General features: G+C 63.6%; 29 protein-coding genes. 11 read left to right on the top strand and 18 right to left on the bottom strand.

Annotation, left to right across the window (positions count from 1 at the left end):
• Positions 1-122: 122 nt before the first annotated feature.
• Entirely contained in the window at positions 123-812 is a 690-nt protein-coding gene (gene phoB / locus FEM01_RS17320; protein ID WP_003253341.1) for a phosphate regulon transcriptional regulator PhoB, read from the bottom strand.
• Positions 813-985: 173 nt separating this feature from the next.
• On the opposite strand from phoB, the gene FEM01_RS17315 reads away from it, so the two are divergent.
• Positions 986-1,354: a COG4315 family predicted lipoprotein gene (locus FEM01_RS17315; protein ID WP_138220706.1), complete on the top strand. Its 369-nt coding sequence runs from the start codon at positions 986-988 to the stop codon at positions 1,352-1,354.
• 362 nt (positions 1,355-1,716) lie between these two features.
• Here the strand turns inward: FEM01_RS17315 and ubiA are convergent, their stop codons facing one another.
• The gene (gene ubiA, locus FEM01_RS17305; protein ID WP_138220705.1) at positions 1,717-2,607 is read right to left on the bottom strand and encodes a 4-hydroxybenzoate octaprenyltransferase; all 891 of its coding nucleotides are present in this window, start codon (positions 2,605-2,607) and stop codon (positions 1,717-1,719) included.
• Positions 2,607-3,164, bottom strand: coding sequence for a chorismate--pyruvate lyase family protein (locus FEM01_RS17300; protein WP_138220704.1), 558 nt, complete (start codon positions 3,162-3,164; stop codon positions 2,607-2,609). The genes ubiA and FEM01_RS17300 overlap by 1 nt, the downstream gene beginning before the upstream one ends.
• Positions 3,165-3,320: 156 nt before the next feature.
• On the opposite strand from FEM01_RS17300, the gene FEM01_RS17295 reads away from it, so the two are divergent.
• From FEM01_RS17295 to FEM01_RS17280, 4 genes are all read left to right on the top strand, one after another.
• Complete coding sequence (locus FEM01_RS17295; protein ID WP_138220703.1) at positions 3,321-3,488, top strand: rubredoxin; 168 nt, start codon at positions 3,321-3,323, stop codon at positions 3,486-3,488.
• A 33-nt stretch (positions 3,489-3,521) separates the two neighbouring features.
• A complete protein-coding gene (locus tag FEM01_RS17290; RefSeq protein WP_138220702.1) occupies positions 3,522-4,670 on the top strand; it encodes an NAD(P)/FAD-dependent oxidoreductase in 1,149 nt (382 codons plus the stop codon).
• Between the two features lie 185 nt (positions 4,671-4,855).
• Positions 4,856-5,152, top strand: a complete 297-nt coding sequence (locus FEM01_RS17285) for an HU family DNA-binding protein (protein WP_138220701.1) — start codon at positions 4,856-4,858, stop codon at positions 5,150-5,152.
• Between the two features lie 141 nt (positions 5,153-5,293).
• Complete coding sequence (locus tag FEM01_RS17280) at positions 5,294-5,665, top strand: helicase (RefSeq protein ID WP_138220700.1); 372 nt, start codon at positions 5,294-5,296, stop codon at positions 5,663-5,665.
• A 123-nt stretch (positions 5,666-5,788) separates the two neighbouring features.
• On the opposite strand, the gene FEM01_RS17275 is transcribed toward FEM01_RS17280, so the two are convergent.
• The 6 genes from FEM01_RS17275 to exbB all read right to left on the bottom strand — a co-directional run bounded on the left by FEM01_RS17275 (position 5,789) and on the right by exbB (position 12,508).
• Positions 5,789-7,192, bottom strand: a complete 1,404-nt coding sequence (locus FEM01_RS17275) for an HDOD domain-containing protein (protein ID WP_138220699.1) — start codon at positions 7,190-7,192, stop codon at positions 5,789-5,791.
• A gap of 78 nt (positions 7,193-7,270) precedes the next feature.
• Positions 7,271-9,349 carry an ATP-dependent DNA helicase RecG gene (gene recG, locus FEM01_RS17270; RefSeq protein WP_138220698.1) on the bottom strand — a complete coding sequence of 693 codons (2,079 nt, stop codon included), beginning with the start codon at positions 9,347-9,349 and terminating at the stop codon, positions 7,271-7,273.
• A gap of 3 nt (positions 9,350-9,352) precedes the next feature.
• Positions 9,353-10,279 (bottom strand): hydrogen peroxide-inducible genes activator, encoded by a 927-nt coding sequence (locus FEM01_RS17265; RefSeq protein WP_138220697.1) that lies wholly within the window; start codon positions 10,277-10,279, stop codon positions 9,353-9,355.
• Positions 10,280-10,373: 94 nt separating this feature from the next.
• Positions 10,374-11,108 (bottom strand): energy transducer TonB, encoded by a 735-nt coding sequence (locus FEM01_RS17260; protein WP_138220696.1) that lies wholly within the window; start codon positions 11,106-11,108, stop codon positions 10,374-10,376.
• Positions 11,105-11,533, bottom strand: coding sequence for a TonB system transport protein ExbD (gene exbD, locus FEM01_RS17255; RefSeq protein ID WP_138220695.1), 429 nt, complete (start codon positions 11,531-11,533; stop codon positions 11,105-11,107). The genes FEM01_RS17260 and exbD overlap by 4 nt, the downstream gene beginning before the upstream one ends.
• 3 nt (positions 11,534-11,536) lie before the next feature.
• A complete protein-coding gene (gene exbB, locus FEM01_RS17250) occupies positions 11,537-12,508 on the bottom strand; it encodes a tonB-system energizer ExbB (protein WP_138220694.1) in 972 nt (323 codons plus the stop codon).
• 190 nt (positions 12,509-12,698) lie between these two features.
• On the opposite strand from exbB, the gene FEM01_RS17245 reads away from it, so the two are divergent.
• Positions 12,699-13,556 (top strand): SDR family oxidoreductase, encoded by an 858-nt coding sequence (locus FEM01_RS17245; RefSeq protein ID WP_138220693.1) that lies wholly within the window; start codon positions 12,699-12,701, stop codon positions 13,554-13,556.
• 63 nt (positions 13,557-13,619) lie between these two features.
• Here the strand turns inward: FEM01_RS17245 and FEM01_RS17240 are convergent, their stop codons facing one another.
• The 6 genes from FEM01_RS17240 to FEM01_RS24520 all read right to left on the bottom strand — a co-directional run bounded on the left by FEM01_RS17240 (position 13,620) and on the right by FEM01_RS24520 (position 18,564).
• On the bottom strand, positions 13,620-14,351 hold the full coding sequence (locus FEM01_RS17240; protein WP_138220692.1) for a hypothetical protein: 732 nt from the start codon (positions 14,349-14,351) through the stop codon (positions 13,620-13,622).
• A gap of 66 nt (positions 14,352-14,417) precedes the next feature.
• Positions 14,418-14,798 carry a RidA family protein gene (locus FEM01_RS17235; protein ID WP_138220691.1) on the bottom strand — a complete coding sequence of 127 codons (381 nt, stop codon included), beginning with the start codon at positions 14,796-14,798 and terminating at the stop codon, positions 14,418-14,420.
• Between the two features lie 24 nt (positions 14,799-14,822).
• Positions 14,823-16,931: a bifunctional GTP diphosphokinase/guanosine-3',5'-bis pyrophosphate 3'-pyrophosphohydrolase gene (gene spoT, locus FEM01_RS17230; protein WP_138220690.1), complete on the bottom strand. Its 2,109-nt coding sequence runs from the start codon at positions 16,929-16,931 to the stop codon at positions 14,823-14,825.
• Positions 16,932-16,990: 59 nt separating this feature from the next.
• Positions 16,991-17,254 carry a DNA-directed RNA polymerase subunit omega gene (rpoZ, locus tag FEM01_RS17225; protein ID WP_008091595.1) on the bottom strand — a complete coding sequence of 88 codons (264 nt, stop codon included), beginning with the start codon at positions 17,252-17,254 and terminating at the stop codon, positions 16,991-16,993.
• Positions 17,255-17,483: 229 nt separating this feature from the next.
• Entirely contained in the window at positions 17,484-18,356 is an 873-nt protein-coding gene (locus FEM01_RS17220) for a LysR family transcriptional regulator (protein WP_138220689.1), read from the bottom strand.
• Positions 18,357-18,432: 76 nt separating this feature from the next.
• Positions 18,433-18,564: a hypothetical protein gene (locus tag FEM01_RS24520; RefSeq protein ID WP_276610868.1), complete on the bottom strand. Its 132-nt coding sequence runs from the start codon at positions 18,562-18,564 to the stop codon at positions 18,433-18,435.
• Here FEM01_RS24520 and FEM01_RS17215 point away from each other — a divergent pair.
• The 3 genes from FEM01_RS17215 (at position 18,563) to FEM01_RS17205 (ending at position 22,375) form a co-directional block, all read left to right on the top strand.
• Complete coding sequence (locus FEM01_RS17215; RefSeq protein ID WP_138220688.1) at positions 18,563-19,945, top strand: glutamine synthetase family protein; 1,383 nt, start codon at positions 18,563-18,565, stop codon at positions 19,943-19,945. The two genes, FEM01_RS24520 and FEM01_RS17215, sit on opposite strands and share 2 nt — an antisense overlap.
• A gap of 4 nt (positions 19,946-19,949) precedes the next feature.
• A complete protein-coding gene (locus tag FEM01_RS17210) occupies positions 19,950-20,723 on the top strand; it encodes a gamma-glutamyl-gamma-aminobutyrate hydrolase family protein (RefSeq protein WP_138220687.1) in 774 nt (257 codons plus the stop codon).
• Between the two features lie 113 nt (positions 20,724-20,836).
• Positions 20,837-22,375 carry an APC family permease gene (locus FEM01_RS17205; protein ID WP_138220686.1) on the top strand — a complete coding sequence of 513 codons (1,539 nt, stop codon included), beginning with the start codon at positions 20,837-20,839 and terminating at the stop codon, positions 22,373-22,375.
• A gap of 191 nt (positions 22,376-22,566) precedes the next feature.
• Here the strand turns inward: FEM01_RS17205 and gmk are convergent, their stop codons facing one another.
• Together gmk and FEM01_RS17195 are read right to left on the bottom strand one after the other, a co-directional pair.
• Positions 22,567-23,187 carry a guanylate kinase gene (gene gmk, locus FEM01_RS17200; protein ID WP_138220685.1) on the bottom strand — a complete coding sequence of 207 codons (621 nt, stop codon included), beginning with the start codon at positions 23,185-23,187 and terminating at the stop codon, positions 22,567-22,569.
• 12 nt (positions 23,188-23,199) lie between these two features.
• Positions 23,200-24,063 carry a YicC/YloC family endoribonuclease gene (locus FEM01_RS17195; protein ID WP_138220684.1) on the bottom strand — a complete coding sequence of 288 codons (864 nt, stop codon included), beginning with the start codon at positions 24,061-24,063 and terminating at the stop codon, positions 23,200-23,202.
• 226 nt (positions 24,064-24,289) lie between these two features.
• On the opposite strand from FEM01_RS17195, the gene rph reads away from it, so the two are divergent.
• Positions 24,290-25,012 carry a ribonuclease PH gene (gene rph, locus FEM01_RS17190; protein ID WP_138220683.1) on the top strand — a complete coding sequence of 241 codons (723 nt, stop codon included), beginning with the start codon at positions 24,290-24,292 and terminating at the stop codon, positions 25,010-25,012.
• Between the two features lie 64 nt (positions 25,013-25,076).
• Here rph and FEM01_RS17185 read toward each other — a convergent pair whose 3' ends face one another.
• Positions 25,077-25,856 carry an exodeoxyribonuclease III gene (locus FEM01_RS17185; RefSeq protein ID WP_138220682.1) on the bottom strand — a complete coding sequence of 260 codons (780 nt, stop codon included), beginning with the start codon at positions 25,854-25,856 and terminating at the stop codon, positions 25,077-25,079.
• 80 nt (positions 25,857-25,936) lie between these two features.
• Between FEM01_RS17185 and pyrE the strand changes: the two genes are divergently transcribed.
• A complete protein-coding gene (gene pyrE, locus FEM01_RS17180) occupies positions 25,937-26,578 on the top strand; it encodes an orotate phosphoribosyltransferase (protein ID WP_138220681.1) in 642 nt (213 codons plus the stop codon).
• Positions 26,579-26,602 lie beyond the last annotated feature (24 nt).

Below are 26,602 nucleotides of genomic sequence, written 5' to 3'. Positions count from 1 at the left end.
TACAAGTCGCAAGCTAGAAGCTGCAAGAAGAAGCGAATCGGTAATGCTTTAAGTCCATTTTCCAGCCTGTCGCTGTCTGCTTCTTCTTGCAGCTTGAGGCCGAAAGTGCGCAGCTGCTTCTCCTAGCTCTTGGTCGAGAAGCGGTAGCCCGTGCCGCGGACGGTTTGTACCAGATTTTCATAGGCCTCACCCAACGCCTTGCGCAGGCGACGGATGTGCACATCGACGGTGCGCTCCTCGACGTAGACGTTGCCGCCCCAGACCTGGTCGAGCAATTGGCCGCGGGTGTAGGCGCGCTCCTGGTGGGTCATGAAGAATTGCAGCAGGCGGTACTCGGTGGGGCCCATCTCGGCTGGCTTGCCATCGATGGTCACGCGATGGCTGATCGGGTCGAGCAGCAGACCGCCCACTTCGATCGGTGCTTCGCTGTCGCTCGGCCCGGTACGGCGCAGCACAGCCTTGAGCCGCGCCACCAGCTCGCGCGGCGAGAACGGCTTGGTGATGTAGTCGTCGGCGCCGACTTCCAGGCCCTGGATCTTGTTGTCCTCTTCGCCCTTGGCGGTGAGCATGATGATCGGGATATCGCCGGTAAGCTCGTCGCGCTTGAGACGGCGGGCCAGCTCGATGCCGGAGGTGCCCGGCAGCATCCAGTCGAGCAGGATCAGGTCGGGTTTGCGGTCGACGATGATGGCGTGGGCCTGCTGAGAGTTTTCCGCCTCCAGGCAGTCATAGCCGGCCATTTCCAATGCAACGGCGATCATCTCGCGGATAGGCGCTTCGTCGTCGACGATCAGAATGTTCCTGCCAACCATGCTCAATTACCTCTCCCGGATACGGTGTCTTGGCCCGCATTAGATAACGGAATTATTGCAGCTGTGTGACAGAGTCGGGGCGGTTCTGGCGACATTGCATGACTCGACTAGGCTTCAAGGGGCCGCCGATGTGGCGTCGCAACCCCTAAAAAGCCGAGACAATGGTGATTCCAATGACACGACATACGCTGAGCTGGATGGCCCTTTTCGCAGCACTGGCACTGCCGGGGGTGGCGTCGGCGCATCACGCCATGGAGAAGAATGGGATGTGGGTCGATCACGCCGGCATGACCCTGTATACCTTCGACAAGGATGCCGCTGGCAAGTCCATGTGCAACGGTGAATGCGCCGCCAACTGGCCGCCGCTGATGGTCAAGGATGGTGAAAAGGCCGAAGGCAAGTGGTCGCAAATCAAGCGAGACGACGGCAAGATGCAGTGGGCCTATGACGGTAAGCCGCTGTACACCTTCGTCAAGGACAAGAAAGCCGGAGACATGACCGGCGACGGCATGAAGGACGTGTGGCACGTGGCCAAGCCATGAAAGGCTGAATGATTTGGCGCGGTCTTTGTAGGAGCGGCCTTGTGTCGCGAAAGGGCCGCGTAGCAGCCCCAGGATCTTGGCATCCTGCAGAATCGCCGGGGCTGCTTTGCAGCCCTTTCGCGACACAAGGCCGCTCTCATAGAACTACACATAACTTTTTGATTTAGCAGGGACCTGTGGGAGCGGGCTTGCCCGCGAACACCGGCGAAGCCGGTGCCATACACCGAGTCGCCTGCTTCGCGGGCAAGTCGGGGCGCCGAACCGCCGCTCCCACAGGGTACGCGGCGCGCTTGCGAAATCAGTTCTCTGCACGACAGCGCAGCCCGGCAGGGCTGGGTGAACTCCTACAGGCCCGTCGACACTCAACGCAGTGCGTAATCCAGCACCACCCCCACGAACACCAGCATCCCCGCCCAGTGGTTGTGCAGGAACGCCTTGAAGCACGATTCACGGTCCAGCTTGCGGGTCGACCAGAACTCCCAGGCGAAGCACGCCGCAGCCCCCAGTATCCCGAGGTAGAACCCACCACCCAGCTCGAAGCGGTTGCCCGCCAGCAGCAGGCAGCCCAGCGACAGCAGTTGCAGGGTAAGGATGATCACCCGGTCGGCCTCACCGAACAGGATGGCGGTGGACTTCACCCCGATCTTCAAGTCGTCGTCGCGGTCGACCATGGCGTAGTAGGTGTCATAGCCCACGGTCCACAGCAAGTTGGCGATGTACAGCAGCCACGCGGCGGCCGGCAGCGATTGCCCGGCCGCGGTGAAGGCCATGGGGATGCCCCACGAGTACGCCGCCCCCAGCACCACCTGCGGGTAATAGGTGTAGCGCTTCATGAACGGGTAGCAGGAGGCCAGGGCCAGCGCGCCGAAGGACAGCCAGACAGTGCTGGCATTGGTGCACAACACCAGCAGGAAGCTCAGCCCCACCAGCACGGCGAACAGTGCCAATGCTTCGCGCGGCTTGACCCGCCCGCTGGCCAAGGGGCGGTCGGCGGTGCGCTTGACGTGGCCGTCCACCTTGCGGTCGGCAAAATCGTTGACGCAGCATCCGGCGGCGCGCATCAGCACCACACCCAGGCCGAAGATCAACACATTGGCCAGGCTTGGCGAGCCGTTGCCGGCGATCCACACCGCCGTCAGCGTCGGCCATAGCAGCAGGTAGATGCCGATCGGGCGGTCCATACGGCTCAGCTGGACGAAGTCCCAGGCCCTTGGGTGCAGGCGATTCAGTGCCTTGAGCAGTTGCAGGTACATTAGCGGTGATCCTCCTTGTCCGCTTGCCACAGCGCTGGCAGGAACACCTCGGCTACCAAGAGGTCGAGCCCTGCGCGTTCGAAGCGCGAGCGGCGTCCCCACAGCCCGGCATGCGCGGCATCCGCCGGTAGCCAGGGCTGTGGATAGCGGCATGCCTCGATGGGATGGCGAATGAACGCCTGGTCGCAGAACAGCAACTCGCCCAGCGAGCGGCTGCCCAGGGTTTCCAGATCGAGGCCGCCACGTTGCAGCACGCTGCGCCCGGCCACGCTGCGGGCGAACACCCAGGGCTGGCCATGACCGCGTAGGTACACCTCACGCACCCAGCCTTCGGCGCCGGGCGCCAGGCCCAGGGCTGTGCATTCATCGTCGCGCAGCGCCTGCCAGCCCTCGAACAGTGGGGTGACGCTGAAATGATCGTGGGAAAGCCGGGTCAGGCGACGGGTGAGGGAGCCTTCGTCGAACAGCCAGTCGAGGGTGTGCGAGTCGAGGTCGTTGGCCAGTCGCGGATAGGCCAGCCACGCCACAGCGGCTGCTTGCGGGGATTCGTACGGCACGTCGGTATGCTTGTTACAGCCAGAGAGGCGGCGAGCTTAGCACGATTGCCCCAAGGGCCTGCATACAGTACAAAGCCCCAACGAGATTGCGCGATGGCCTCGAGTGTTCCTGGGGCCATCAGCTGCGACACCACGCCTGACCGAGGAAGAACCCCCATGAAACAATGGCAATGCGTTGTCTGCGGTTTGATCTACGACGAGGCCAAGGGCTGGCCGGATGACGGCATCGCGCCGGGCACTCGTTGGGAAGATGTACCTGAAGACTGGCTGTGCCCCGACTGCGGCGTGGGCAAGAGCGACTTCGAAATGATCGCGATCGGTTGATCGCACGGCGGCCTTGAACGAGGAAAGCACGACATGACGTCCCCTGTGGTGATCATCGGCACCGGCCTTGCCGGCTACAACCTGGCCCGCGAGTTTCGCAAGCTCGACAGCGAAACACCGCTGCTGCTGATTACCGCCGACGACGGTCGGTCGTATTCCAAGCCCATGCTCTCCACGGGGTTCGCCAAGCACAAGGACGCCGATGGCCTGTGCATGGCCGAACCCGGCGCGATGGCTGAACAGCTCAACGCCCAGATCCGCACCCATACCCGCATCAGCGGCATCGACCCAGGGCACAAGCGCCTATGGATCGGCGAGGAGGCGGTCGAGTACCGCGACTTGGTGCTGGCCTGGGGCGCGCAAAGCGTGCAGGTGCCGATCCAAGGCGATGCCGGTGAGCGTGTGTTCCCGATCAACGACCTCGAGGACTATGCCCGTTTTCGCGCCGCCGCGGCGGGCAAGCAGCGGGTACTGATACTGGGCGCTGGGCTGATCGGCTGCGAGTTCGCCAACGACATGTGCCTGGGCGGCTACCAGTGCGAGGTGGTTGCGCCTTGTGAGCAGGTGATGCCGACCTTGCTGCCCCCGGTGGCGGCCGCCGCTGTGCAGGCAGGCCTGGAGGCGTTGGGTGTGCGTTTTCACCTGGGCCCGGTGCTGACGCGCTTGCAGCAGGCTGGTGCCGCGCTTGAGGCGCATCTGTCCGACGGCCAGGTACTCAGCTGTGACCTGGTGGTGTCGGCCATCGGCTTGCGTCCACGCACGGACCTGGCCGCTGCTGCGGGTTTGCAAGTCAACCGTGGCGTGGTGGTCGACCGCCAGTTGCGCACCTCCCACGCGCACATCTTCGCCCTGGGCGATTGTGCTGAAGTCGAGGGTATCAACCTGCTGTACGTGATGCCGTTGATGGCCTGCGCCCGCGCCCTGGCGCAAACCCTGTGCGGCAAGCCGACCGCCGTGAGCTATGGGCCGATGCCGGTGACCGTGAAGACGCCGGCTTGCCCACTGGTGGTGTCGCCCCCACCACACGGGGTCGAGGGCACCTGGCAGGTGCAGGGCAGCGGTGCCGACCTGAAAGTGCTCTGCCACGGCGCTGACGGCCAATTGCTAGGCTATGCGCTGACAGGCGCAGCGGTGCTCGAAAAACTGGCGCTGAATCGCCAGTTACCCGCGCTAATGGCGTAAATAGCAGGCGTTCTGTCGGATTTATCCTGTTCTGACCGCGACAATGGCCGCAGAGGTACTGGCGCGCCCCTGGAGGGCGTGCCATTCTCACTGGCGTCTACCGCAGCCTAGAGCCTGCGGTGCCTTGAACGCTGCCCCCGGCAGCACGGCATAACAACAAGAAATCCCGTCAAAGAGGCTTCACTATGCGTAAACCAGAACTCGCCGCCGTTATCGCCGAAAAGGCTGATCTGACCAAGGAAAAGGCCAACCAGGTCCTGAACGCGATTCTCGACAGCATTACCGGCGCGCTCGACAAGGACACCGTGACCCTGGTGGGCTTCGGCACCTTCGAGAAGCGTCACCGTGGCGCTCGTACGGGCAAGAATCCGCAAACCGGCGAGCCCGTGAAGATCAAGGCCAGCAACACCGTTGCTTTCAAGCCCGGCAAGAACCTGCGTGACAGCGTCAACGCGCCGGCCAAGCCCGCCAAGAAGAAGTAACCGTCGGCCCCAACGGTCGGTTAAACGGGCGCCAGGAGGCGCCCGTTGCGTTTCTGGGGTGAAAATGAAGCGAACTTGCATAATTAGCCCGCTAAGCGGATAAACTGCGCCACTCAGTCATTTTTCAATCGAGGCGCGTTGATGAAGTTTCGCTTTCTTCTCTGGGCCATGGGGCTGCTGATGGCCAAGGCCAGCCGCAACAACCCGGCATTCCAGCAGCAACTGCAGGACAAGGATCTGGTGTTCCAGATGCAGACCTTGGACGGCAAGGTGGCCCGGCACTTCATCGTCAAGGATCAGCGCATCAGCAGCAAAGGCGGCGTGCATCCGCAGCCGGCGTTCGCCATCGCCTTCAAGGACGCGGCCTATGGCTTCGCCACCTTGCAAGCGCCGAACAAACAGCTGGCGTTCATGCAGGGTATTCAGGAGAAAAGCATCCAGATCAAGGGTAATCCGGCGCTGGTGATCTGGTTCCAGGGCCTGATGAAGTACCTGAAGCCGAAGAAGAAGTAGAAGCGACTCTATCTGAAAACCGGCTCGATCCCTGTAGGAGCGGCCTTGCCGGGGCGCCGGACCGGCCGGAAAGGGCTGCGCAGCAGCCCCAACAGGCTCAAGCCAGGCACAAAGGGATGCCCCTCAGTGCGGGCTCTGGAACTGCAAGGCCAGCTCACGCAGCAGCGCTTCGGCTTCCAGCACCTTGTTCACCACCTCTTCAGCCTTGTCTCGGGTCAGCCCCAGGCGGTCGAGCAGGGCGTCTGGAATCTCGTCCTGCGGGCCTGAGCCAATGCCGCGCGAGCGCAGCAGGCGTACCGACAGGCACACCAGGTTGGGATACGCCGCGTATTCGCCGTCGTAGGACGGATCGTGCTGGAAGCGCAAGGCCGTGGACAGCTCGTCCGGCATGTCCCACAGCTTCATCAGCCACGCGCCGATCTGCTCGCGGCTGATGCCCAGCAGGTGCTGTTCGATATAGCTGTGGCACAGGTGCGGGTTGACCTCCAGATGCCGGCAGATCAGCGAAAAATGCGGCGGGAACACGTGGGCCAACAGCAGATAGCCAAAATTGTGCAGCAGACCGGCCAGGTAGGTGAGGCCCGCCTCGGGGCGCTCGGCGCGCGGCATGGCGCGAGTCAGGCCTTCGATCACGGCAGCGGTGTAGATCGACTGCTGCCAGTAGGGCGTCACCTGTTGCGGGTGATCCTTGGGCAGGCTCAGGGTCTTGCCCAGGGCCAGGCCCAGGGCGAGGTTGATCACCAGGTCGAAGCCCAGCACACGAACGATGGCATCTTCCACCGAGCGGATCTTGCCGGGCGAGGCGTAGTAGGGCGAAGCCGCCCAGCTGACGACCTGTGCGGCCAGGGCCGGGTCGGTCTCCACCACGCCGGTGATGTCGTCGGTGCTGGCGTTGGGGTCGACGCGTAGCTTGATGATCTTCTGCGCCGTGTCTGCCAGTGGCGGAATTTCGATGGTTTCCTCAAGGCGCTTCTGGATGCGTCGGGCGGTGAAGGCCTGGACCGCCTGCGTGATCTCCTTGGAGTCGTCGCCGGGACGATCGAGGTTGGGACGGATGCTGGTAACCTCCAGCCCAAAGCTGCTGGCGCTGGCCTTGGCGAGCATTTTCTTGAACGCGGTGTGGCCGATTTCCAGCAGCACGCCGGTTTCCCCGGACTGGATCAGTACGGTTTCGTTGTCGAGCAGGCTCTTTTCGTACTGGCATGGCGAGCTGGTAAGCGCCGGAATGGCGGGCAGGGTCTTGAGGTGGTGCTTGTCGAGCATCTGTTTCAGGCGCGCCAGTGGCACGGCAGTGAGCGTGCGACCGGTGAGTTCTTCGAGGCGCTTGAGGTCCAGCAACTGGCTCTGCGGGAACAGCACCATCAGGGCACCGATCTCGTCGTCGAGCAGCACCGCCTGCACCCGTGAAGCCGCCGGCAGTGCGAGATGCTCGGGCACCTCGCGATAGGCGACGCCGATTTTTTCGAGCAACAGCCGGATGACAGACGGTGCGTGTGGGGTTGCGGTGTCCAGGGCAACTTCAGTCATGGTCTGTATCCACTAATTCTTTTAAACGCGAAGTATAACCAGCCTGACCGGCAAGCTGGATCCATAATGGGACGGACGTCACACCTGGCCATATTGCTGCCCATGGCGCAACCACCGGTCGAGTAACGGGCTGACGTGGTCTGGCCAGCGCGCCATCAGCGCCTGCGCGGCATCGCGTACGGCGGGTAGTAGATCAGCGTCGCGCATCAGGTCGGCAACCTTGAACTGTAGTAGGCCGGTCTGTCGGGTCCCGAGCATCTCGCCGGGGCCACGCAATTCGAGGTCTTTCTCGGCAATCACGAAGCCGTCGTTGGTTTCCCGCATGATGCCCAGCCGCTCGCGACCGATCTGCGACAGCGGTGGGTGATACAGCAGGACGCAGTGACTCACCGCGCTGCCCCGGCCAACCCGGCCGCGCAGCTGGTGCAACTGGGCCAGGCCCAGACGCTCGGGGTTCTCGATGATCATCAGGCTGGCGTTGGGTACGTCCACGCCAACTTCGATCACCGTGGTGGCCACCAGCAGTTGCAGGTCGCCGGCCTTGAATTCGGCCATCACCGCGGCCTTTTCAGCAGGCTTCATGCGCCCGTGGATCAGCCCCACGCGCAGCTCGCCCAAGGCGCTGCCCAGCTCCTCGAAGGTGCTTTCAGCCGCTTGGCAGGTGAGTTCTTCGGACTCTTCGATCAGCGTGCACACCCAGTAGGCCTGGCGCCCTTCGGCGCAGGCCGCACGCACCCGCTCGACCACCTCGAAACGGCGGCTGTCGGCCACCAGCACTGTGTTCACCGGGGTGCGGCCAGGGGGCAGTTCGTCGAGGATGGAGGTGTCGAGGTCGGCATAGGCGCTCATGGCCAGGGTACGCGGGATCGGCGTGGCGGTCATGATCAGCTGGTGCGGGCACAGCTGGCCCATCACGCCTTTCTTGCGCAGGGCCAGGCGTTGCTGTACGCCGAAACGGTGCTGTTCGTCGATGATCGCCAAGGCCAGGTGCTTGAACTGCACTTCATCCTGGAACAGCGCATGGGTGCCGACCACCATCGGTGCGCCGCCGGCGATGTGTTCCAGGGCGCTGGCGCGGGCCTTGCCCTTGAGCTTGCCGGCCAGCCAGGCGACTTCGATGCCCAGCGGTTCGAGCCAGCGCTTGAAAGTGAGGTAATGCTGCTCGGCGAGGATTTCTGTGGGCGCCATCAGCGCGACCTGATAGCCGGCCTCCAAGGCCTGTAGCGCGGCCAGCGCGGCGACCACGGTCTTGCCGGCGCCCACATCGCCTTGTACCAGGCGCATCATCGGCGCGGGCTGGCTGAGGTCGTAGGCGATCTCGTTGCCAACGCGCTGTTGGGCGCCGGTCGGGTTGAAGCCAAGGTTGGCCAGGTACTGGGCCGGCAGGCGCGTGGCCTTGGGCAGTACCGGCGCGCGCAGTGCGCGCTGGCTTTCGCGCAGGCGTTGCTGCGACAGCTGGTGGGTCAGCAGTTCCTCGAAGGCCAGGCGATGCTGGGCCCAGTGCTGGCCTTCGGCAAGCTCGTCGAGATCGGCGTCGGCAGGCGGGTTGTGCAGGTAGCGGATGGCATCGCTCAGTGGCGCCAGCTGGTAGTCGCGTGCCAGTTGGTCCGGCAGCCAGTCGGGCAGGCTGCGTGGGCCGAGCATGCCCAGGCTCTGCTGGCACAACAGGCGCAGGCGCTGCTGGGTGAGGCCTTCGGTGCTGGGGTAGATGGGCGTCAGGGTTTGCTCGACCGGCGGTGCTGGCTCATCGCCATTGAGCGCGCGGTACTCGGGGTGGTAGATCTCTAGCCCAGAGGCGCCGGGGCGCGCCTCGCCATAGCAGCGCAGGTGCGTGCCGCGCTTGAGGCCTTCCTTCTGCGCATTGCTGAAGTGGTAGAAGCGCAGGCTTAGCACGCCCGTGCCATCGCCCAGGCGCACCACCAGGCTGCGGCGCTTGCCCATGGTCACGTCAGCGCCGCTGACGACCCCTTCGATCACTGCGTCCTGCCCTGGGCGTAACTGACCGATGGGCACCACGCGGGTGCGGTCTTGATAGCGCAAGGGCAGGTGGAACAGCAGGTCTTGCAGGTTCTCCAGACCCACCTTGGCGAGTTTTTCCGCCATGGCGTCGCCAACGCCCTTGAGCGCGGTGACCGGGACGTTCGACAGCTCGGTCATGGCTCAGGCCGATTGTTCCACAGGCGGCTTGGCCACCGAGCAGAGGCGGATCGAGTCGGCAAGGATCTCGATGGCTTTCGGTCGTGGGAAGCTAGCACGCCAGGCGATGGCGACGGTGCGGAATGGCGCGGGTGCGGTCAGCGGACGCACTTCGATCACGCCCGGCGCATAGTGGTGGCTATGTACCGCCGACAGCGGCAGGATCGAAACCCCAAGCCCCGAGGCGACCATGTGGCGAATGGTTTCCAGCGAACTGGATTCGACCGTGGTGTGCTTGGCGCCTTCGCCCCCTTTGTTCAGGGTCGGGCAGGCTTCCAGGACCTGGTCGCGGAAGCAGTGGCCTTCACCGAGCAGCAGCAGGCTCTTGTCGTTGAGCAGGGCGGTGTCGATGGTCTGCTTCGCGGTCCAGGGGTGGTCGGCTGGCATCAGGGCGCAGAACGGCTCGTCGTACAGCGGCAGGGTCAGCACGTCGGCCTCGTTGAACGGCAAGGCGATGATCACGGCGTCCAGCTCGCCATTGCGCAGTTTTTCGCGCAGCACGTGAGTGAAGTTCTCTTCGATGTACAACGGCATCTGCGGCGCCACGCGGTGCAGTTGCGGAATCAGGTGCGGGAACAGGTAGGGGCCGACGGTGTAGATGGCCCCGACCTTGAGCGGCGCGGTGAGCTGGTTCTTGCCAGCCTGGGCCAATTCACGGATGCCTTGGGCTTGCTCCAGGACCTTTTGTGCCTGGGCGACGATGCTCTCGCCGACCGGGGTCAGGCGCACCGCGCTCTTGCTGCGCTCGAAAATCAATACGCCGAGTTCGTCCTCGAGCTTCTTCACCCCGACCGACAGGGTAGGCTGGCTGACGTGGCAGCGCTCGGCGGCGTGGCCGAAGTGCTGCTCCTGGGCGAGGGTGACGATGTAGCGAAGTTCGGTGAGGGTCATAACGTGCGTCCATGAAGTTGCGGCCCCAGCATAGCGGCTGCAATCGATAGACGCACGTTATCAGACTTGCCGTTGTGTGACAGAAACAAAAAATCTAGCGTCGGTCCAGCGAGTACACGAACGGCGCGACCACTTCGATGGTGCCGTTGTTCAGCAGCTCTGCTGGTGGCTTGGGTACCGTGCCTGCGCGACGGATCATCTCCAGCGTGGCGCGGTCCAGCGCGGCACTGCCCGAGCCCCCTGCCAGCGAGTACGAGACGACCTTGCCTTCGGCGTCGACCACGAAACGCAGGCGGTTGATGCCTTGCAGTCCGCGACGGCGTGCATCCTCGGGGTACTTCTTGTACTTGGCCAGGTGGCGCAACAGGTCGCTCTGCCAAGTGGGCAGGGCATTGCTGTTGGACGCGATGCTCGGCTGCGGCGCGGCCGATTTCTGCGGCGGCGTGGTGCTGGGCGGCGTGTCGGCCACGTCCTGCTCGACCGGCGGTTCATCCTTGGGCGGCTCAGGCTTTTTTTCAGGCTTGGGCGGCTGTGGCTTGGCCTTGGGCTTGGGCGGTTTGGGGATGGCGATCTTCGGTTTCGGGGCTTCCACCAGTTTTGGCAGTGGCGGCTCCTCGACCGGGGTCGGCGGGCGCGGGGCGACCTTCGGCGGCGGCGGTGGTGCGGGCTCGGGCAACGGTGCCAGCTCGACCATCATCGCTGCTGGCGGCAGTTCGATGGCTTGCGGCACCGACCAGTTGAGCGTCAGCAGCACGGCGACCACGTGCACACCCAGCACGAGTGCCAGGCTGCCACCGTAGCGCGCCACGTTTGAGCGCGTTTTCGTCATTTCTTGGCTGCCGTCTCGAGTCCGACCAGACCGACTTTCAGGTAGCCGGCCGCACGCAGGGTGTTCATCACTTCCATCAGGTCGCCATAGTCGACGCCCTTGTCAGCCTGGAAGAAGATGGTGGTTTCCTTGTCACCCTTGGTCTTGGCGTCGAGCAAGGCGCCAATCTGTTCGGGCTGGGCCACTTCATCGTCACCGACGTAGAGCTTCTTGTCGGCTTTTACGCTGACGAACACCGGCTTTTCCGGTCTCGGCGCAGGTTTCGCGGTGGAGGCCGGCAGGTCGACCTTGATGTCGACCGTGGCCAGCGGCGCTGCGACCATGAAGATGATCAGCAGCACCAGCATGACGTCGATGAACGGCGTGACGTTGATTTCGTGGTTTTCGGCGAGGTCGTCGCCACCTTCGTTGAGATGCAGGCCCATGGTTTACCCCACTTTCACCATATGCGGGGCGGCGCGCTCGCTGCCTTGGTGGTCCAGGTCACGGCTGACCAGGAGCAGGACTTGTGCCGACGCATCGGAAACCTGCGCCTTGTAGCCTGCGATGGAGCGGGCGAAGACGTTGTAGATGACCACGGCCGGAATCGCGGCAACCAGGCCCAGTGCGGTGGCCAGCAGGGCTTCGGCGATACCTGGGGCGACTACGGCCAGGTTGGTGGTCTGGGTTTTGGCGATGCCGATGAAGCTGTTCATGATGCCCCATACGGTGCCGAACAGACCGACGAACGGCGCGGTGGAACCGATGGTGGCCAGCACCCCGGTGCCGCTGCTCATGGTCCGGCCGCTGGCGTGAACCAGGCGCTCCAGGCGGAAGCTGACGCGCTCCTTGATACCTTCTTTCTCGCGGGCGTTGGCCGACAGGCGCATCTCTTCGAGCGCGTCGTGCACCAAGGTATGGGCGAGGGTGCCTTGTTGTTGGGTAGCTTCGCTGGCTTCCTTGAGGTTTACCGAGCGCTTCAAGGCTACCAGCTCGCCGCGCAGGCGACGCTTGGCGCCCATCAGTTCGAAGCCTTTGGCGATCCAGATGGTCCAAGTGATGATCGACGCGATGGCCAGGCCGATCATCACGGCTTTCACCACGATGTCAGCGTTCTGGTACATGCCCCAGGGGGACAGGTCATGGGCCATGCCCAGCGAGGTGTCCTCGACCGTTGCCTGCGCAGCTTCGCCAGCAGTTGCCTGGCCCTGTACTGGAGCGGCTGCATCGGCTGGCGCTGCGAGCGGGGCCTGGCCTTCGGCAGGGGCTGCCGGGGCGCTGGCTGCGGCCGGGGCTGCGGCGTGGTTGGCGGGCTCATCGGCCATAGCCACAGGTGCCAGTACCAGGCTGAACATCAGCGCGGCGATGGCGCGCCAGGCGCGTGACGTGGTTGGCGAAGCGGAAGAGGGAGTACGTGTCATGCTGGCCGGACCTGATGAAGAAGTAGGTGGAGTTCTCCGCGGCCTCGATACAGGCCGAGAACAGACAAGGCCGCCATTATTGCAAGTAATTCTTGTTAACAAAAGTAATGAGATTGCTTTTTTTGTCATTGGTATGGCCGTTGATCGCTTGGCGCTATAGCCTGCGGCTATTAAGAAGAGGAGGAATCGCATGTCAGGTCTTTCAGCTTTGATCGTAGGCTGTGGGGATGTAGGTGGCCGTTTGGCGCGCCAGCTACTGGCCGAGGGATGGCAGGTCAGCGGCCTGCGGCGCTCCGTCCAGCATCTGCCCACAGGCGTGCGACCCATCGCAGCTGACTTGTCCGACCGGCGTATACCTGCCGACTGGCCTGAGCGGGCGCCTGACTACGTGGTGTACTGCGTGGCTGCCAGCCAGCATGACGAGGCCGGTTACCAGGCCGCCTACGTCGAGGGTTTGCGGCATGTGCTGGGTTGGCTCGAACGCAGTGGGCAGTCGCCGCGCCGGTTGTTGTTCGTCTCCAGCAGCAGCGTGTTTGGCCAGAAGCACGGCGAGTGGGTCGATGAGACTTCCGAGGCAACCCCCGAGGGCTATTCCGGCAGGATCATGCTGGCGGCTGAGCGTTTGGCGCTGGACAGTGGCCTGCCTGCGAGCATCGTGCGTCTGACCGGCATCTATGGTCCAGGGCGCGAATGGCTGCTGAGCCAAGTACGTCAGGGCTATCGTGTGGCTGAAGAGCCGCCGCTGTACGGTAATCGCATTCACGCCGAGGACGCTGCCGGCCTGTTGGCCTTTTTGCTCAAGGCCGATGCCGACGGCGTTGCCTTGCAAGAGTGCTACCTCGGTGTCGATGACGACCCGGCGCCGCTGGCGCAGGTGGTGGCGTGGCTACGCGAGTACCTGGGGGTTACCGAGTGGTCGGATGAGCAGCGCGTGCGGCGCACCGGCAGCAAGCGCTGCAGCAATGCGCGGATGCGTGGGCTGGGCTGGGTGCCGCAATACCCTAGTTATAAAGAAGGTTACGCTGCGATCCTGGAGGGGCGTAGCTGAGGTTGTCCGGCTTTGTCGCGGGGCCGGTCGCATCGGTTCATCCATACGACCGGCCGAGCGTCTTCAATCTTTCTCCAGCACCCACTGCCGCGCGCCGGCAGCCAGCTGTGGCATTTCATCGGGCTGCGCGCGGTTCACGGCCTGGAAGATCTCCAGGGTGTCGCCGTCGCGCTTGAAGATCCATGGCGCGCCCAGTTGGTTGCGCTCCAGCCATAGGCTGTCGTTGCCATCACCCATGCTCGCGCAGTCGCCGGCCAGGCACAGGGCGAAGCGGTCCGGGCCCGGCAGGCCGGTGACGACACCGTTGTCGCTGAAACGCACCCGTGCGCCTTTGCCTGGCCCTTCGGTGATTGTCCAGTCACCGCCCAGGTAGGCGTTGTACAGCGCCTTCTCGAAGCTGCTACCCAGTGCTGCGCTGGCGCTTGCCGGTAGCGTGGCGCGGGTGAAGGTCTGTTGGTGGCCCGAAGGATCGGTGGCTTGCAGTTGATCGCCATCGAGTTTGAGCTGTTCGCTCTGGCCACCTTCGAAGTCTACCTGCCAGTTCTGTTGGTTGGCGGTCAGGCGCCCGTCTACGGCTTCGAAGCCATTGCTGAAGCTGGCTTGCTGGTTCTTGACGTCGACCTTCCATTCGAACACCGGCCCGTGATCGCTCAAGGCCTGGCGCAGGCTGATGCCCTTGGCGGCGGCGTCGATGGCGTCCTGGTTGATCCAGGTGCCGTTGAAGTCTTCGGGTTTATGGCTGGCGCAGCCGCCCAGGAGCAGGGCTGCCAGCACGAGTGACAATGTATGGCGCATGGGAATGACCTTGGTGCGGGAGGCGGCGGGGAGGGGGTGACGGGCAGGCGCCCGTCACCGAAGGCGTCACTCGAGGACCAGGATAGCGTCCATTTCGACTTGAGCACCCTTGGGCAGCGCGGCCACACCGATGGCGGCGCGGGCTGGGTAAGGTTGCTCGAAATAGCGGCCCATCACTTCGTTGACTTTGGCGAAGTGGCTCAAGTCGGTGAGGAAGATGTTCAGCTTGACGATGTCCTTGAACGAGCCGCCAGCGGCTTCGGCTACCGATTTCAGGTTCTCGAACACCTGCACGGTCTGGGCTTCGAAGCCTTCGACCAGTTCCATGGTATTCGGGTCCAGCGGGATCTGGCCCGACATGTACACCGTATTGCCGGCCTTGATCGCTTGCGAGTAGGTGCCAATAGCGGCAGGGGCCTTGTCGCTGTTGATGACGGTCTTGCTCATGAATGACTCCTTGCGGTGGGCGGACTACGCACGCATCCGGGTGATGCGGACCACGCCGGTCAAGGTGCGCAGTTTCTTGATCACGCGAGCCAGGTGCACGCGGTCGTGCACGCTGACCACCAGTTGGACCACGCTGATACGGCCGTCGCGTTCGTCCATGCTGATCTTCTCGATGTTGCCGTCGGCGGCGTTCACGCTGCTGGCCAGCAGGGCGATCAGGCCGCGCTGGTGTTCCAGCTCGACCCGCAGTTCGACGTTGAACTCGCCAGTGACGTCCTTGGCCCAGGAAAGCTGTAGGCATTTTTCTGGGTTGTGGCGGATTTCACTGATGTTGCGGCAGTCTTCCAGGTGCACGACCATGCCCTTGCCCGCCGACAGGTGGCCGACGATGGGGTCGCCCGGGATCGGGGTGCAGCACTTGGCGTAGCTCAGTACCAGGCCTTCGGTGCCGCGAATCGCCAGCGGCCCTTCCGGCGCTGGCAGTTGCTCGCCTTCGGCTGACAGCAAGCGGCGGGCGACCACATAGGCCATGCGGTTGCCCAGGCCGATGTCTTCGAGCAGGTCCTCGATCAGTTCCAGGCGGTACTCGTCGAGAATCGGCTGGATGCGTTCCGGGGGGATCTTCTCCAGGCTGCTGTCGAAGCCGGTGAGCACTTTGTTCAGCAAGCGCTCGCCCAGGCTGATGGACTCGGATCGACGCTGCTGCTTGAGGGCGTGGCGGATATGCGTGCGCGCTTTGCCGGTGACCACGAAGTTGAGCCATGCCGGGTTTGGCCGGGCCCCGGGGGCGCTGACGATTTCGACCGTGGAGCCGCTTTGCAGCGGTTCGGACAGCGGTGCCAGGCGGCGGTTGATGCGGCAGGCGATGCAGCTGTTGCCGACGTCGGTGTGCACCGCGTAGGCGAAGTCGACAGCGGTGGAGCCTTTGGGCAGCTCCATGATCCGGCCTTTGGGGGTGAAGACGTAGACCTCGTCCGGGAACAGGTCGATCTTCACGCTCTCGATGAATTCCAGCGAGTTACCGGCGCGCTGTTGCAGTTCGAGGATGCCCTTGACCCACTGGCGTGCGCGGGCGTGGCTGCCCTTGGGCTGCTCTTGCTCGTTGGACTTGTACAGCCAGTGCGCGGCGATGCCGTTGTTGGCCATCTCTTCCATTTCGCGGGTGCGGATCTGGATTTCGATGGGTACCCCGTGCATGCCGAACAGCGTGGTGTGCAACGACTGATAGCCGTTGGCCTTGGGGATCGCGATGTAGTCCTTGAAGCGCCCCGGCAGCGGCTTGTACAGGTTGTGCACGGCGCCGAGCACGCGGTAGCAGGTGTCGACCTTGTCGACGACGATGCGGAAGGCGTACACGTCCATGATCTCGGTGAAAGCGCGGCGCTTGCCGCGCATCTTCTTGTAGATGCCATAGAGGTGTTTCTGCCGACCGCTGACCTCGCCTTCGATACCGTCGGCGGCCAGGCAATTAGCCAGCGAGGTCTCGATCTTGGCGACGATCTCCTTGCGGTTGCCGCGCGCGGCCTTGACGGCTCGATGGATCAGCGACGAACGCATCGGGTGCATGGCCTTGAAGCCCAGGTCCTCGAACTCCACGCGTACGGTGTGCATCCCCAGGCGATTGGCGATGGGGGCGTAGATTTCGAGGGTTTCCTTGGCGATGCGTCGGCGTTTTTCGCCAGACAGCACTTCAAGGGTGCGCATGTTGTGCAGGCGGTCGGCGAGCTTGACCAGGATCACGCGGATATCGCGTGCCATGGCCATGGCCATCTTCTGGAAGTTCTCGGCCTGCGCCTCGGCCTTGGTCTCGAAGTTCATCTGGGTCAGTTTGCTGACCCCGTCGACCAGCTCGGCGACGGTTTCGCCGAATTGCTGGCTCAAGGCTTCCTTGGCGATGCCGGTGTCTTCGATGACGTCGTGCAGCATGGCTGCCATCAGGCTCTGATGGTCCATGTGCATGTCGGCGAGGATGCAGGCAACGGCCAGCGGATGCGTGACGTACGGCTCGCCACTGCGGCGGCGTTGCCCGTCGTGCGCCTGTTCGGCGTAGAAGTAGGCGCGGCGGACCAGGTTGACCTGCTCCGGGCCCAGATAGGTCGACAGCCGTTCGGCGAGGGCTTCTATACCCGGCATGGTTTCACCTCTTGCCGTTGAAGAGGACCTTGCGCCGCGCGACGTCGACCGGGCATCAATCAGACCGCCTCGTTGTTCTCGTCCTCGAATGCGGCGAACACCGGATCCTCGGTGACGATCTCTTCGGCGGCGATGAATTCAGGGGTGACGATACCTTCGGCGATTTCGCGCAGGGCAACGACGGTTGGTTTGTCGTTTTCCCATGCAACGCGCGGTTCTTTGCCGCCGGTCGCCAGCTGACGGGCGCGCTTGGTCGAGAGCATGACCAGCTCGAAGCGGTTATCCACGTGTTCCAGGCAGTCTTCAACAGTTACGCGGGCCATGGTCTTCCTCAGTAGCAAATGCGGTGGGCGTGCAGCCCTGTACGGGCAGGCGGACTCGATAGTTTAAAAAATCACCAGCCAATAGGGAAGGACTGTTTTATCAAGTACGTCTCCAGGGTGTACGGCAACCTGCAACGTGAGCGTGGGCTTGCCGCGCAAAACGCCGGAACAGACAGCCTCAGTACATGGGCCTGACGATAACGCCTGGAACCCCGCAAACACAACCACCTCACAGCATCGCGTCACGCAATCGCGGCGTCAGTTCCTCGAACAGTGTCTGTACCGACCGCAAGGCTCGGCAATCGGGCCGGGTCAGCAGCCACAGCTGCGTGTCGCAACCCGGCAGCGGGCCGCTGAGCGCCTCGACGCCCGGCAGGGCGTGCACCATGTAGTCGGGCAGCGCCGCCACACCGAGGCCTGTGCTCACCAGCTGGGCGATGGTCGACATGCCGCTGCACTGGTAGCGCGGCACCAGCCCTGGGTGTTGCTGGTTGCGCCAGACTACGGTGGCGTGGTCCTGCATGGAGTCGTCCGGGGCGATCCACGGCACGCTGGTGGCCGAGGCGTCGAGGCGTTCGCGCAGTTCGGGGCGGCCGCAGATCACATAGCTGGTCGAGCCCAGGCAGCGGCCTACCAAGTGCTCCGGTGGCGTGTTGGTCAGGCGCAGGGCGATGTCTGCGTCGCGCCGGCTGAGGTTGGCGAAGGTGTTGGAGGTGCCCATTTCCAGCGACAGCGCCGGGTAGTTGGGCATGAACTGCGCCAGCGCGGGCAGCAGCAGGCTATGCAGTACGGCTTCGGTGCAGGTCAGGCGTACGGTGCCGCTGACCACTTGTTCGCCGCTGGTCAGGGCGATACGCGCGGCATCCAGGGCCTGCTCGGCGCGTTCGGCCTGCTCGGCCAGGGCCTGGGCGGTGTCGGTGGGCAGGTAGCCCTTGCGGCTCTTGACGAACAACGCGGTGCCCAGCGCCGATTCCAGGCGGCGGATCGAGCGGAACACCGTGGAAACGTCCACTTTGAGCAATTCGGCAGCCTTTGCCAGGGACCGGCCGCGTTCCAGGGCCAGGACCAGTGCAAGGTCCGTATGATTGATCTGATATTGCATCGATGCACGCTCTGCTTGCCGAAATGCCAATGTCTGTTGCGTTGGGGCCATTTTATAGTGAAACGGCCCCCGGGAATCAATCCAGCCGGTCGGCAACCAGCCCCCCACGATGGGCTCGTGAAAACAACAACAGCAGCACCATCGTCGCCTGCCAAGGCGTCATCCGCAGCTCCACATCGCCGCTCCGAATCAAAGGATGTACAGCCATGACGTCGGTCTCCCCGTGCGCCCGTTCTTCCCGCGAGATGAATCAATTCCTGGAAGCCCACCCGGACACGCAGTACGTTGACCTGCTGATCTCCGACATGAACGGTGTAGTGCGCGGCAAGCGCATCGAGCGTGCCAGCCTGCACAAGGTCTACGAGAAAGGCATCAACCTGCCGGCCTCGCTGTTCGCCCTGGACATCAACGGCTCCACCGTCGAGAGTACCGGGCTCGGCCTGGACATCGGCGATGCCGATCGCATCTGCTACCCGATCCCCGGCACCCTGGCCGACGAGCCGTGGCAGAAGCGCCCGACCGCGCAGTTGCTGATGACCATGCACGAGATCGAAGGCCAGCCGTTCTTCGCCGATCCGCGTGAGGTGCTGCGCCAGGTGGTGGACAAGTTCGATGCCCTGGGCCTGGATATCTGCGCCGCGTTCGAGCTGGAGTTCTACCTGATCGACCAGGACAACCTCAACGGCCGTCCGCAGCCGCCGCGCTCGCCGATCTCGGGCAAGCGCCCGCAGTCAACCCAGGTGTACCTGATCGACGACCTCGACGAATACGCCGACTGCCTGCAAGACATGCTCGAAGCCGCCAAGGAGCAAGGCATCCCGGCCGATGCCATCGTCAAGGAAAGCGCCCCGGCGCAGTTCGAGGTGAACCTGCACCATGTCGCCGATCCGCTCAAGGCCTGCGACTACGCCATCCTGCTCAAACGCCTGATCAAGAACATCGCCTACGACCATGAGATGGACACCACCTTCATGGCCAAGCCCTACCCGGGCCAGGCGGGTAACGGACTGCATGTGCACATATCGCTGCTGGACAAGAAAACCGGCAAGAACATCTTCGCCAGCGACGATCCGCTGGAAAGCGACACCCTGCGCCACGCCATCGGCGGTGTGCTGGAGACCATGCCGGCGTCCATGGCCTTCCTTTGTCCGAACATCAACTCCTACCGCCGCTTTGGCGCGCAGTTCTATGTGCCCAACGCGCCAAGCTGGGGTCTGGATAATCGCACCGTGGCCTTGCGCGTGCCGACCGACAGCCGCGAGAACGTGCGTATCGAGCATCGCGTGGCGGGCGCCGACGCCAACCCATACCTGATGCTCGCGGCGATCCTCGCCGGCATCCATCATGGCCTGACCCAGAAGATCGAGCCGGGTCAGCCGATCGAAGGCAACTCTTACGAGCAACTGGAGCAGAGCCTGCCGAACAACTTGCGCGACGCGCTGCGTGCGCTGGACGACAGCGAAGTGCTCAACCAATACATCAGCCCGGACTACATCGATATCTTCGTGGCCTGCAAAGAGAGCGAGCTGGCCGAGTTCGAAGTGTCGATCTCCGACCTCGAATACAACTGGTACCTGCACACGGTATAAGCCCATGAGCGCAATTGCGGTCCCCTTGATCGGTATTAGCGCCTGCCGTCAGCAGGTGGGCAAGAACGCGTCACATACGGTGGGCGACAAGTATGTCGAGGCCGCAGGCTTCGCCGGATTGCCACTGATCCTGCCGGCCCGCGACGGTGGCAGCGACAGCCAGGCGCTGCTGGCCCCGTTGGACGGTATCCTGTTCACCGGCTCGCCTTCCAATGTCGAGCCGCATCATTACAATGGCGCGCCCAGCGCCGAAGGCACCCGCCACGACTTGGCGCGTGACCGCCTGACCTTGCCGTTGCTGCGTGCGGCCATTGCCGCCGGCGTGCCGGTGTTGTGTATCTGCCGGGGCTTCCAGGAACTTAACGTGGCTCTGGGCGGTAGCCTGTACCCGCGTGTGCACGAGCTGCCTGGCTACCTGGACCACCGTGAACCGCCGGACGCCGCGCTTGAGGTGCAATACGGCCCACGGCACCCGGTAGCGGTGGCCTCGGGTGGGTTGTTCGAGCGCTTGGGCTTGCCTGCGCAGTTCGAGGTCAATTCCCTGCACGCGCAGGGCATCGACCGCCTGGCTCCGGGCCTGCGGGTCGAGGCGCGTGCCCCGGATGGTCTGATTGAGGCGGTGTCGATGCCGGATGCGCCGGGCTTCGTGCTTGGCGTGCAGTGGCACCCCGAATGGCGTTTCGCCGACAACCCGGTTTCGCTGCGCCTGTTCGAGGCGTTCCGCGAGGCCTGCATTGCCCATGCTGCACGGGAAGGTAAGCGTCGCAGATCCTGCTGACGTGCGCCGAAGGTCTGGGATGACCGTGCCCCCACCACGAGCTTTCAATGAGTGAAAGCGGGCCCTCTACGGCGGGCCTGTGAGAACAATTCCAATAGTGACGGCACAGACTCATGAACGATTACACAGACGCCGGCCGCCCACCCGATGCGGCCGACTCGGACACCACTCAGCGCAGCAAAGGTCTGGCCAAGGGCCGGCTGGGGCTGCTGGCCAGCGTGGTGCTTGGCATTTCCACTATCGCGCCGGTCTACACCCTGACCGGTGCACTCGGCCCGACCGTTCGCGAAGTCGGCGCCCATCTGCCTGCGGTATTCATCGTTGGCTTCCTGCCGATGCTGCTGGTGGCGCTGGGTTATCGCGAGTTGAACTCCGCGGAACCTGACAGCGGCACCTCCTTTACTTGGTCGGCCCGTGCCTTCGGTCCGATGATCGGTTGGATCGGCGGCTGGGGGCTGGTGGTCGCCACCACCATCGTGCTGTCGAATCTGGCGGGGGTGGCGGTCGACTTCTTCTACCTGTTCCTCGCCCAGATCACCGGCAACCACGAGCTGGCGGCCCTGGCCGACAACCTGATGGTCAACATCAGCACCTGTTGCGTGTTCATCGCCCTGGCGGTGTGGATCTGCTGCCGGGGCATGGCGACCACCATGACCGTACAGTACGGTCTGGTGGCGTTGCAGCTTCTGGTGTTGATCGGCTTTGCCTTCGCGGCTTTTCGCGAGACCACCGCACCGCCACCGTTGGCCTTCGATCTGGCCTGGTTCAACCCGTTCGGCGTCGAGTCGTTCTCGGCGTTCGCAGCCGGCCTTTCACTGTCGATCTTCATTTTCTGGGGATGGGATGTGTGCCTGACCGTCAGCGAAGAGTCGGTCGGCAGTGATGAGGTGCCAGGCAAGGCTGCCACCTGGACCGTGCTGCTGATTCTCGGCCTGTACCTGGTCACCGCTATTGCGACCTTGCAGTTCGCCGGAATCAGCGAAGAGGGCCTGGGCCTGAACAACCCGCGTATCCAGGAGAATGTCTTCGCCCACCTGGCCGGGCCGGTGATGGGGCCGCTGGCGATCCTGATGTCCATCGCGGTGCTGGCCAGCACGGCAGCGTCGTTGCAGTCGACCTTCGTCTCGCCGGCGCGCACGCTGCTGGCCATGGGGTATTACGGCGCCGTGCCGCAGCGCTTTGCCAAGGTTTGTCCGCGCTCGCAGACGCCGCGCTACGCGACCATTTGCGCCGGGGTTGCCGCAGGGTTGTTCTATGTGACCATGCGTACCCTGAGCGAGAACGTGCTGGCTGACACCATCACCGCGCTGGGGATGATGATCTGCTTCTACTATTCGCTGACCGCGTTCGCCTGCGTGTGGTACTTCCGCCACAGCCTGTTCGACAGCCTGCGCCACTTCTTCATGCGCGGCCTGTGCCCGTTGGTGGGTGGGCTGATCCTGTCGGTGATTTTCGTACGCACGGCCATCGACAGCGCCTCGCCGGACTTTGGCAGTGGCTCGCATGTGGCGGGGCTTGGGCTGGTGTTCGTGATCGCGGTGATCATCTCGGCGTTGGGCATCGTGCTGATGATGCTCTCGCGGCTGCGCTTGCCGGCGTATTTCCTGGGGGCAACGCTGCGTCAGCAGGCCACGATCCAGTTGCAGGAATAATGAGTGGGGCCGCTTTGCGGCCCTTTTCGACCGGTCCGGCGCCCCGGCAAGCCCGCTCCCACAGGGTACGCGGAGCGCTTGCGAAATCAGTTCTCTGCGCGACAGCGCAGCCCAAAGGGCTGGGTGATCTCCTACAGGTGCAGCGTTGGATTCAGGCTTTGCACAATCCTATGGGAGCGGAAAGGGCCTCTTCAGCCGATCAGCTGTTTGAGCAACTCACCATGCCGCGCCTGCTGCTGCTTCAGTCGCAGGCGATTCGAGGTGAACACCGCCTTCATCTCTTCCAGTGCCACGGCGAATTCATCGTTGATGATGAGGTAGTCGTACTCGTCGTAGTGCACCATCTCGCTGACGGCTTCCTTCATGCGTCCGGCGATGATCTCCTCGCTGTCCTGGCCTCGGCCGTCCAGGCGTTGGCGCAGGGCTTGCTGGCTCGGTGGCAGGATGAATACCGACACCGCTTCAGGCATCAGCTTGCGTACCTGCTGGGCGCCTTGCCAGTCGATTTCCAGGATCAGGTCATTGCCCTTGTCCAGCACTTGCTGGATCGAGCTGCGCGATGTCCCATAGAAGTTACCGAACACTTCGGCATGCTCCAGGAAGTCGTTCTTGGCGATCAGCGCCTTGAACGCGTCGTGGCTGACGAAGTGGTAGTTCACTCCGTTTTCTTCGCCCGGGCGCTTGTTGCGGGTGGTGTGCGAGACCGAGACGCTGACGCGTGGGTCGTCCTTGATCAGCGCTGTGACCAGGCTGGTCTTGCCAGCGCCAGAGGGGGCCGAGACGATGTAGAGGGTGCCGCTGCTGTGGTTCATGGTGGGGTGGCCTTACTCGATGTTCTGTACTTGTTCACGCATTTGCTCGATCAACACCTTCAGGTTGACCGCCGCTTGCGTGCTGCGTGGGTCGAAGGCCTTGGAGCCCAAGGTGTTGGCTTCGCGGTTGAGTTCCTGCATCAGGAAGTCCAGGCGCCGACCGGCAGCACCGCCGGACTTGAGTACCCGGCGTACTTCACCGACGTGGGTGCTAAGGCGGTCCAGTTCTTCGGCGACGTCGCTTTTCTGGGCCAGCAGCACCATCTCCTGCTCCAGACGTTGCGGGTCGAGTTCGGCCTGCATGTCGCCGAAGCGGTCGAGGATTTTCTGGCGCTGCGCGGCGAGCATCTGCGGCACCAGGGCGCGCAAGGTGGTGACCTCGTGGGCCATGCTGTCCAAGCGTTCGTTGATCAACCTGGCAAGCTCCGCGCCTTCGCGCTGGCGGCCGGCCTTGAGTTCGGTCAGGGCGTGGTCGAACAGGGCAAGGGCTTCGGCGTTGAGGGCCTGCGGGTCGCTGGCGTCGGCCACCAGTACGCCTGGCCAGGCCAGCACCTCCAGGGGGTTGAGCGGTGCTGGCTGCTTGATCAGGCTGGCCACGGTTTCGGCTGCGGCGACCAGCTGCGCGGCGCGCTCGCGATCGACCTGCAACGGCTTGCCGGTGCTGTCTTCGGACAGGCGCAGGGTGCACTCGACCTTGCCGCGTGACAGGCCTTGGCGCAGGCCCTCGCGCACCGCGCCTTCGAGGTCGCGCAGGGCCTCGGGCAGGCGCAGGTGAGGTTCCAGGTAGCGGTGGTTGACCGAGCGCAGTTCCCAGACCAGGGTGCCCTGGCTGCCGGCGCGTTCGGCGCGGGCGAAGGCGGTCATGCTGTGCACCATGGGGAGTACCTCGCGTAATCGGGTGAACGGGGGAGCCTGTCGGCTGCAAGGCGCAGGATTGTAGCGCAGTGCGGCCCGGGCGCCCAATCCGCCCATGCTACAGGTGCGGGTCTGTTGGATGGGAAAAGTCGACAGGCTGCGCCGCGCTCGACGATAGGCATGTCTTCGAGAGGCGTCGGGCTCTATAATGCTCGGCAGATTCAAAGTCCCGGTACAGGTATCCCAGATGAAACGTCCAAGTGGTCGCGCCGCCGATCAGCTCCGCTCGATCCGCATTACCCGCAACTACACCAAGCACGCCGAGGGGTCGGTACTGGTCGAGTTCGGTGACACCAAGGTCATCTGCACGGTCAGCGTCGAAAATGGTGTTCCCCGCTTCCTCAAGGGCCAGGGTCAAGGCTGGCTGACGGCTGAATACGGCATGCTGCCGCGCTCCACTGGCGAGCGTAACCAGCGTGAGGCCAGCCGTGGCAAGCAGGGTGGTCGCACCCTGGAAATCCAGCGCCTGATCGGCCGTTCGCTGCGTGCGGCACTCGACATGAGCAAGCTCGGCGATATCACCCTTTACGTCGACTGCGACGTGATCCAGGCCGACGGCGGTACGCGTACCGCGTCGATCACCGGTGCCATGGTCGCCCTGTGCGATGCGCTGACGGTCATCAAGAAGCGTGGCGGCCTGAAGGGCGGCAACCCACTCAAGCACATGATCGCCGCGGTATCGGTGGGCATGTACCAGGGCGAGGCGGTGCTGGACCTCGACTACCTCGAAGACTCCGCTGCCGAGACCGACCTCAACGTGGTCATGACCAGCGCCGGTGGTTTCATCGAAGTACAGGGCACCGCCGAAGGCGCGCCGTTCCAGCCTGAAGACTTCAACGCCATGCTGGCGCTGGCGCAGAAGGGCATGACCGAGATCTTCGAACTGCAACAGGCGGCACTGGCCGACTGATCGCTGTTTCGCAGCCACAAAAAAGCCGACCTTGGAAGGTCGGCTTTTTTGTGGCTGGTGTTCCTCAGATGGTGAGGGTCCAGTCGTAGTCCACGATCAGCGGCGCGTGGCGCGAGAAGCGTGGCTGGCGCGGCAGGCGGGCGTTGCGCACGAAACGGCGCAGGCCTGGCGTCAGGATCTGGTAGTCGAACCGGTAGCCCAGGTTGAGCATCTCGGCCTGTTCGTTATCCGGCCACCAGCTGTACTGGTCGCCCTCACGGCTGACTTCGCGCAGCGCATCGACGTAGCCCATGTCGCCGGTAATAGCGTCCATCCAGGCCCGCTCCGGTGGCAAGAAGCCCACCGACTGCTGGCTGTCGCGCCAGTTCTTGATGTCGAGCTTCTGCTGCGCCACGTAGAACGAGCCGCAATAGATGTACTCACGGCGCTTGCGACGTTGCTTGTCCAGGTACTTGGCGAAGTCGTCCATCAACTTGAATTTCTGGTTCAAGTCTTCATCGCCGTTCATGCCCGAGGGCAGGAGCAGCGTGGCAATACTTACCTTGTCGAAATCTGCTTGCAGGTAACGCCCGTAGCGGTCGGCTGTCTCGATGCCCAGGCCGGTGATGACTGCCTTGGGCTGCATGCGCGAGTAAAGTGCCACGCCACCTTGGGTGGGCACCTCCGCATCGCAGGCGTAAAGGAAATAGCCATCGAGCTGGAAAGCTGGGTCGTCGAGTTCAAAGGCCGAGGCGCGGGTATCCTGAAGACAGATGACGTCGGCATTCTGGGCTTGCAGCCAGCTGAGCAATCCACGCTCGGCCGCAGCCTGAATGCCATTCACGTTCACACTGATGATCCGCATAAATGGCCCCAAAAATCTCGTGCGTGTATGATACCCGAGCTCAACACATTTAGCTAAATCCGTGGTGTCCGGGACCTTTCATGCAGCCGTATCAGCGCGACTTCATCCGTTTTGCCATCGATCGCGGCGTTCTGCGCTTCGGTGAGTTCACCCTGAAATCGGGGCGTACCAGCCCGTACTTCTTCAATGCCGGCCTGTTCAATACAGGGTCTGCGTTGGCACAGCTGGGGCGTTGCTACGCTGCGGCCATCGTCGACAGCAAGATCCCGTTCGACGTGCTGTTCGGCCCAGCCTACAAGGGCATCCCGTTGGCGGCGGCTACCGCGGTGGCCCTGGCTGAGCAGCATCAGCTGGACGTGCCATGGTGCTTCAACCGCAAAGAGGCCAAGGCCCACGGCGAAGGTGGCAGCCTGGTCGGCGCCCCGCTGGCCGGTGACGTGCTGATCATCGACGACGTGATCACCGCCGGTACCGCCATCCGCGAAGTGATGCAGATCATCAATGCCCAGCAGGCCAAGGCCGCTGGCGTATTGATTGCGTTGAACCGCGAAGAGCGCGGCAATGGCGAGCTGTCTGCGATCCAGGAAGTCGAGCGCGACTTCGGTATCCCGGTGGTGAGCATCGTCTCGCTGACGCAAGTGCTGGAGTTCCTGGCCGACGATCCGCAGCTCAAGCAGCACCTGCCAGCGGTCGAGGCATATCGCGCCCAGTACGGGATCTGATGGCGCTTGTGCAATGAAAAAGGC

The sequence above is a fragment of the Pseudomonas mosselii genome (assembly GCF_005796105.1).
GTDB lineage: Bacteria > Pseudomonadota > Gammaproteobacteria > Pseudomonadales > Pseudomonadaceae > Aquipseudomonas > Aquipseudomonas mosselii_C.
Note: the sequence above shows the minus strand (reverse complement) of the source record. Positions and strands in the feature narration are given on the sequence as shown.

Coding starts and splice junctions, on each gene's coding strand:
- phoB (WP_003253341.1), bottom strand. CDS start 812: ATGGTTGGCAGGAACATTCTGATCGTCGACGACGAAGCGCCTATCCGC.
- FEM01_RS17315 (WP_138220706.1), top strand. CDS start 986: ATGACACGACATACGCTGAGCTGGATGGCCCTTTTCGCAGCACTGGCA.
- ubiA (WP_138220705.1), bottom strand. CDS start 2,607: ATGTACCTGCAACTGCTCAAGGCACTGAATCGCCTGCACCCAAGGGCC.
- FEM01_RS17295 (WP_138220703.1), top strand. CDS start 3,321: ATGAAACAATGGCAATGCGTTGTCTGCGGTTTGATCTACGACGAGGCC.
- FEM01_RS17290 (WP_138220702.1), top strand. CDS start 3,522: ATGACGTCCCCTGTGGTGATCATCGGCACCGGCCTTGCCGGCTACAAC.
- FEM01_RS17285 (WP_138220701.1), top strand. CDS start 4,856: ATGCGTAAACCAGAACTCGCCGCCGTTATCGCCGAAAAGGCTGATCTG.
- FEM01_RS17280 (WP_138220700.1), top strand. CDS start 5,294: ATGAAGTTTCGCTTTCTTCTCTGGGCCATGGGGCTGCTGATGGCCAAG.
- FEM01_RS17275 (WP_138220699.1), bottom strand. CDS start 7,192: ATGACTGAAGTTGCCCTGGACACCGCAACCCCACACGCACCGTCTGTC.
- recG (WP_138220698.1), bottom strand. CDS start 9,349: ATGACCGAGCTGTCGAACGTCCCGGTCACCGCGCTCAAGGGCGTTGGC.
- FEM01_RS17265 (WP_138220697.1), bottom strand. CDS start 10,279: ATGACCCTCACCGAACTTCGCTACATCGTCACCCTCGCCCAGGAGCAG.
- FEM01_RS17260 (WP_138220696.1), bottom strand. CDS start 11,108: ATGACGAAAACGCGCTCAAACGTGGCGCGCTACGGTGGCAGCCTGGCA.
- exbD (WP_138220695.1), bottom strand. CDS start 11,533: ATGGGCCTGCATCTCAACGAAGGTGGCGACGACCTCGCCGAAAACCAC.
- exbB (WP_138220694.1), bottom strand. CDS start 12,508: ATGACACGTACTCCCTCTTCCGCTTCGCCAACCACGTCACGCGCCTGG.
- FEM01_RS17245 (WP_138220693.1), top strand. CDS start 12,699: ATGTCAGGTCTTTCAGCTTTGATCGTAGGCTGTGGGGATGTAGGTGGC.
- FEM01_RS17240 (WP_138220692.1), bottom strand. CDS start 14,351: ATGCGCCATACATTGTCACTCGTGCTGGCAGCCCTGCTCCTGGGCGGC.
- FEM01_RS17235 (WP_138220691.1), bottom strand. CDS start 14,798: ATGAGCAAGACCGTCATCAACAGCGACAAGGCCCCTGCCGCTATTGGC.
- spoT (WP_138220690.1), bottom strand. CDS start 16,931: ATGCCGGGTATAGAAGCCCTCGCCGAACGGCTGTCGACCTATCTGGGC.
- rpoZ (WP_008091595.1), bottom strand. CDS start 17,254: ATGGCCCGCGTAACTGTTGAAGACTGCCTGGAACACGTGGATAACCGC.
- FEM01_RS17220 (WP_138220689.1), bottom strand. CDS start 18,356: ATGCAATATCAGATCAATCATACGGACCTTGCACTGGTCCTGGCCCTG.
- FEM01_RS17215 (WP_138220688.1), top strand. CDS start 18,563: ATGACGTCGGTCTCCCCGTGCGCCCGTTCTTCCCGCGAGATGAATCAA.
- FEM01_RS24520 (WP_276610868.1), bottom strand. CDS start 18,564: ATGGCTGTACATCCTTTGATTCGGAGCGGCGATGTGGAGCTGCGGATG.
- FEM01_RS17210 (WP_138220687.1), top strand. CDS start 19,950: ATGAGCGCAATTGCGGTCCCCTTGATCGGTATTAGCGCCTGCCGTCAG.
- FEM01_RS17205 (WP_138220686.1), top strand. CDS start 20,837: ATGAACGATTACACAGACGCCGGCCGCCCACCCGATGCGGCCGACTCG.
- gmk (WP_138220685.1), bottom strand. CDS start 23,187: ATGAACCACAGCAGCGGCACCCTCTACATCGTCTCGGCCCCCTCTGGC.
- FEM01_RS17195 (WP_138220684.1), bottom strand. CDS start 24,063: ATGGTGCACAGCATGACCGCCTTCGCCCGCGCCGAACGCGCCGGCAGC.
- rph (WP_138220683.1), top strand. CDS start 24,290: ATGAAACGTCCAAGTGGTCGCGCCGCCGATCAGCTCCGCTCGATCCGC.
- FEM01_RS17185 (WP_138220682.1), bottom strand. CDS start 25,856: ATGCGGATCATCAGTGTGAACGTGAATGGCATTCAGGCTGCGGCCGAG.
- pyrE (WP_138220681.1), top strand. CDS start 25,937: ATGCAGCCGTATCAGCGCGACTTCATCCGTTTTGCCATCGATCGCGGC.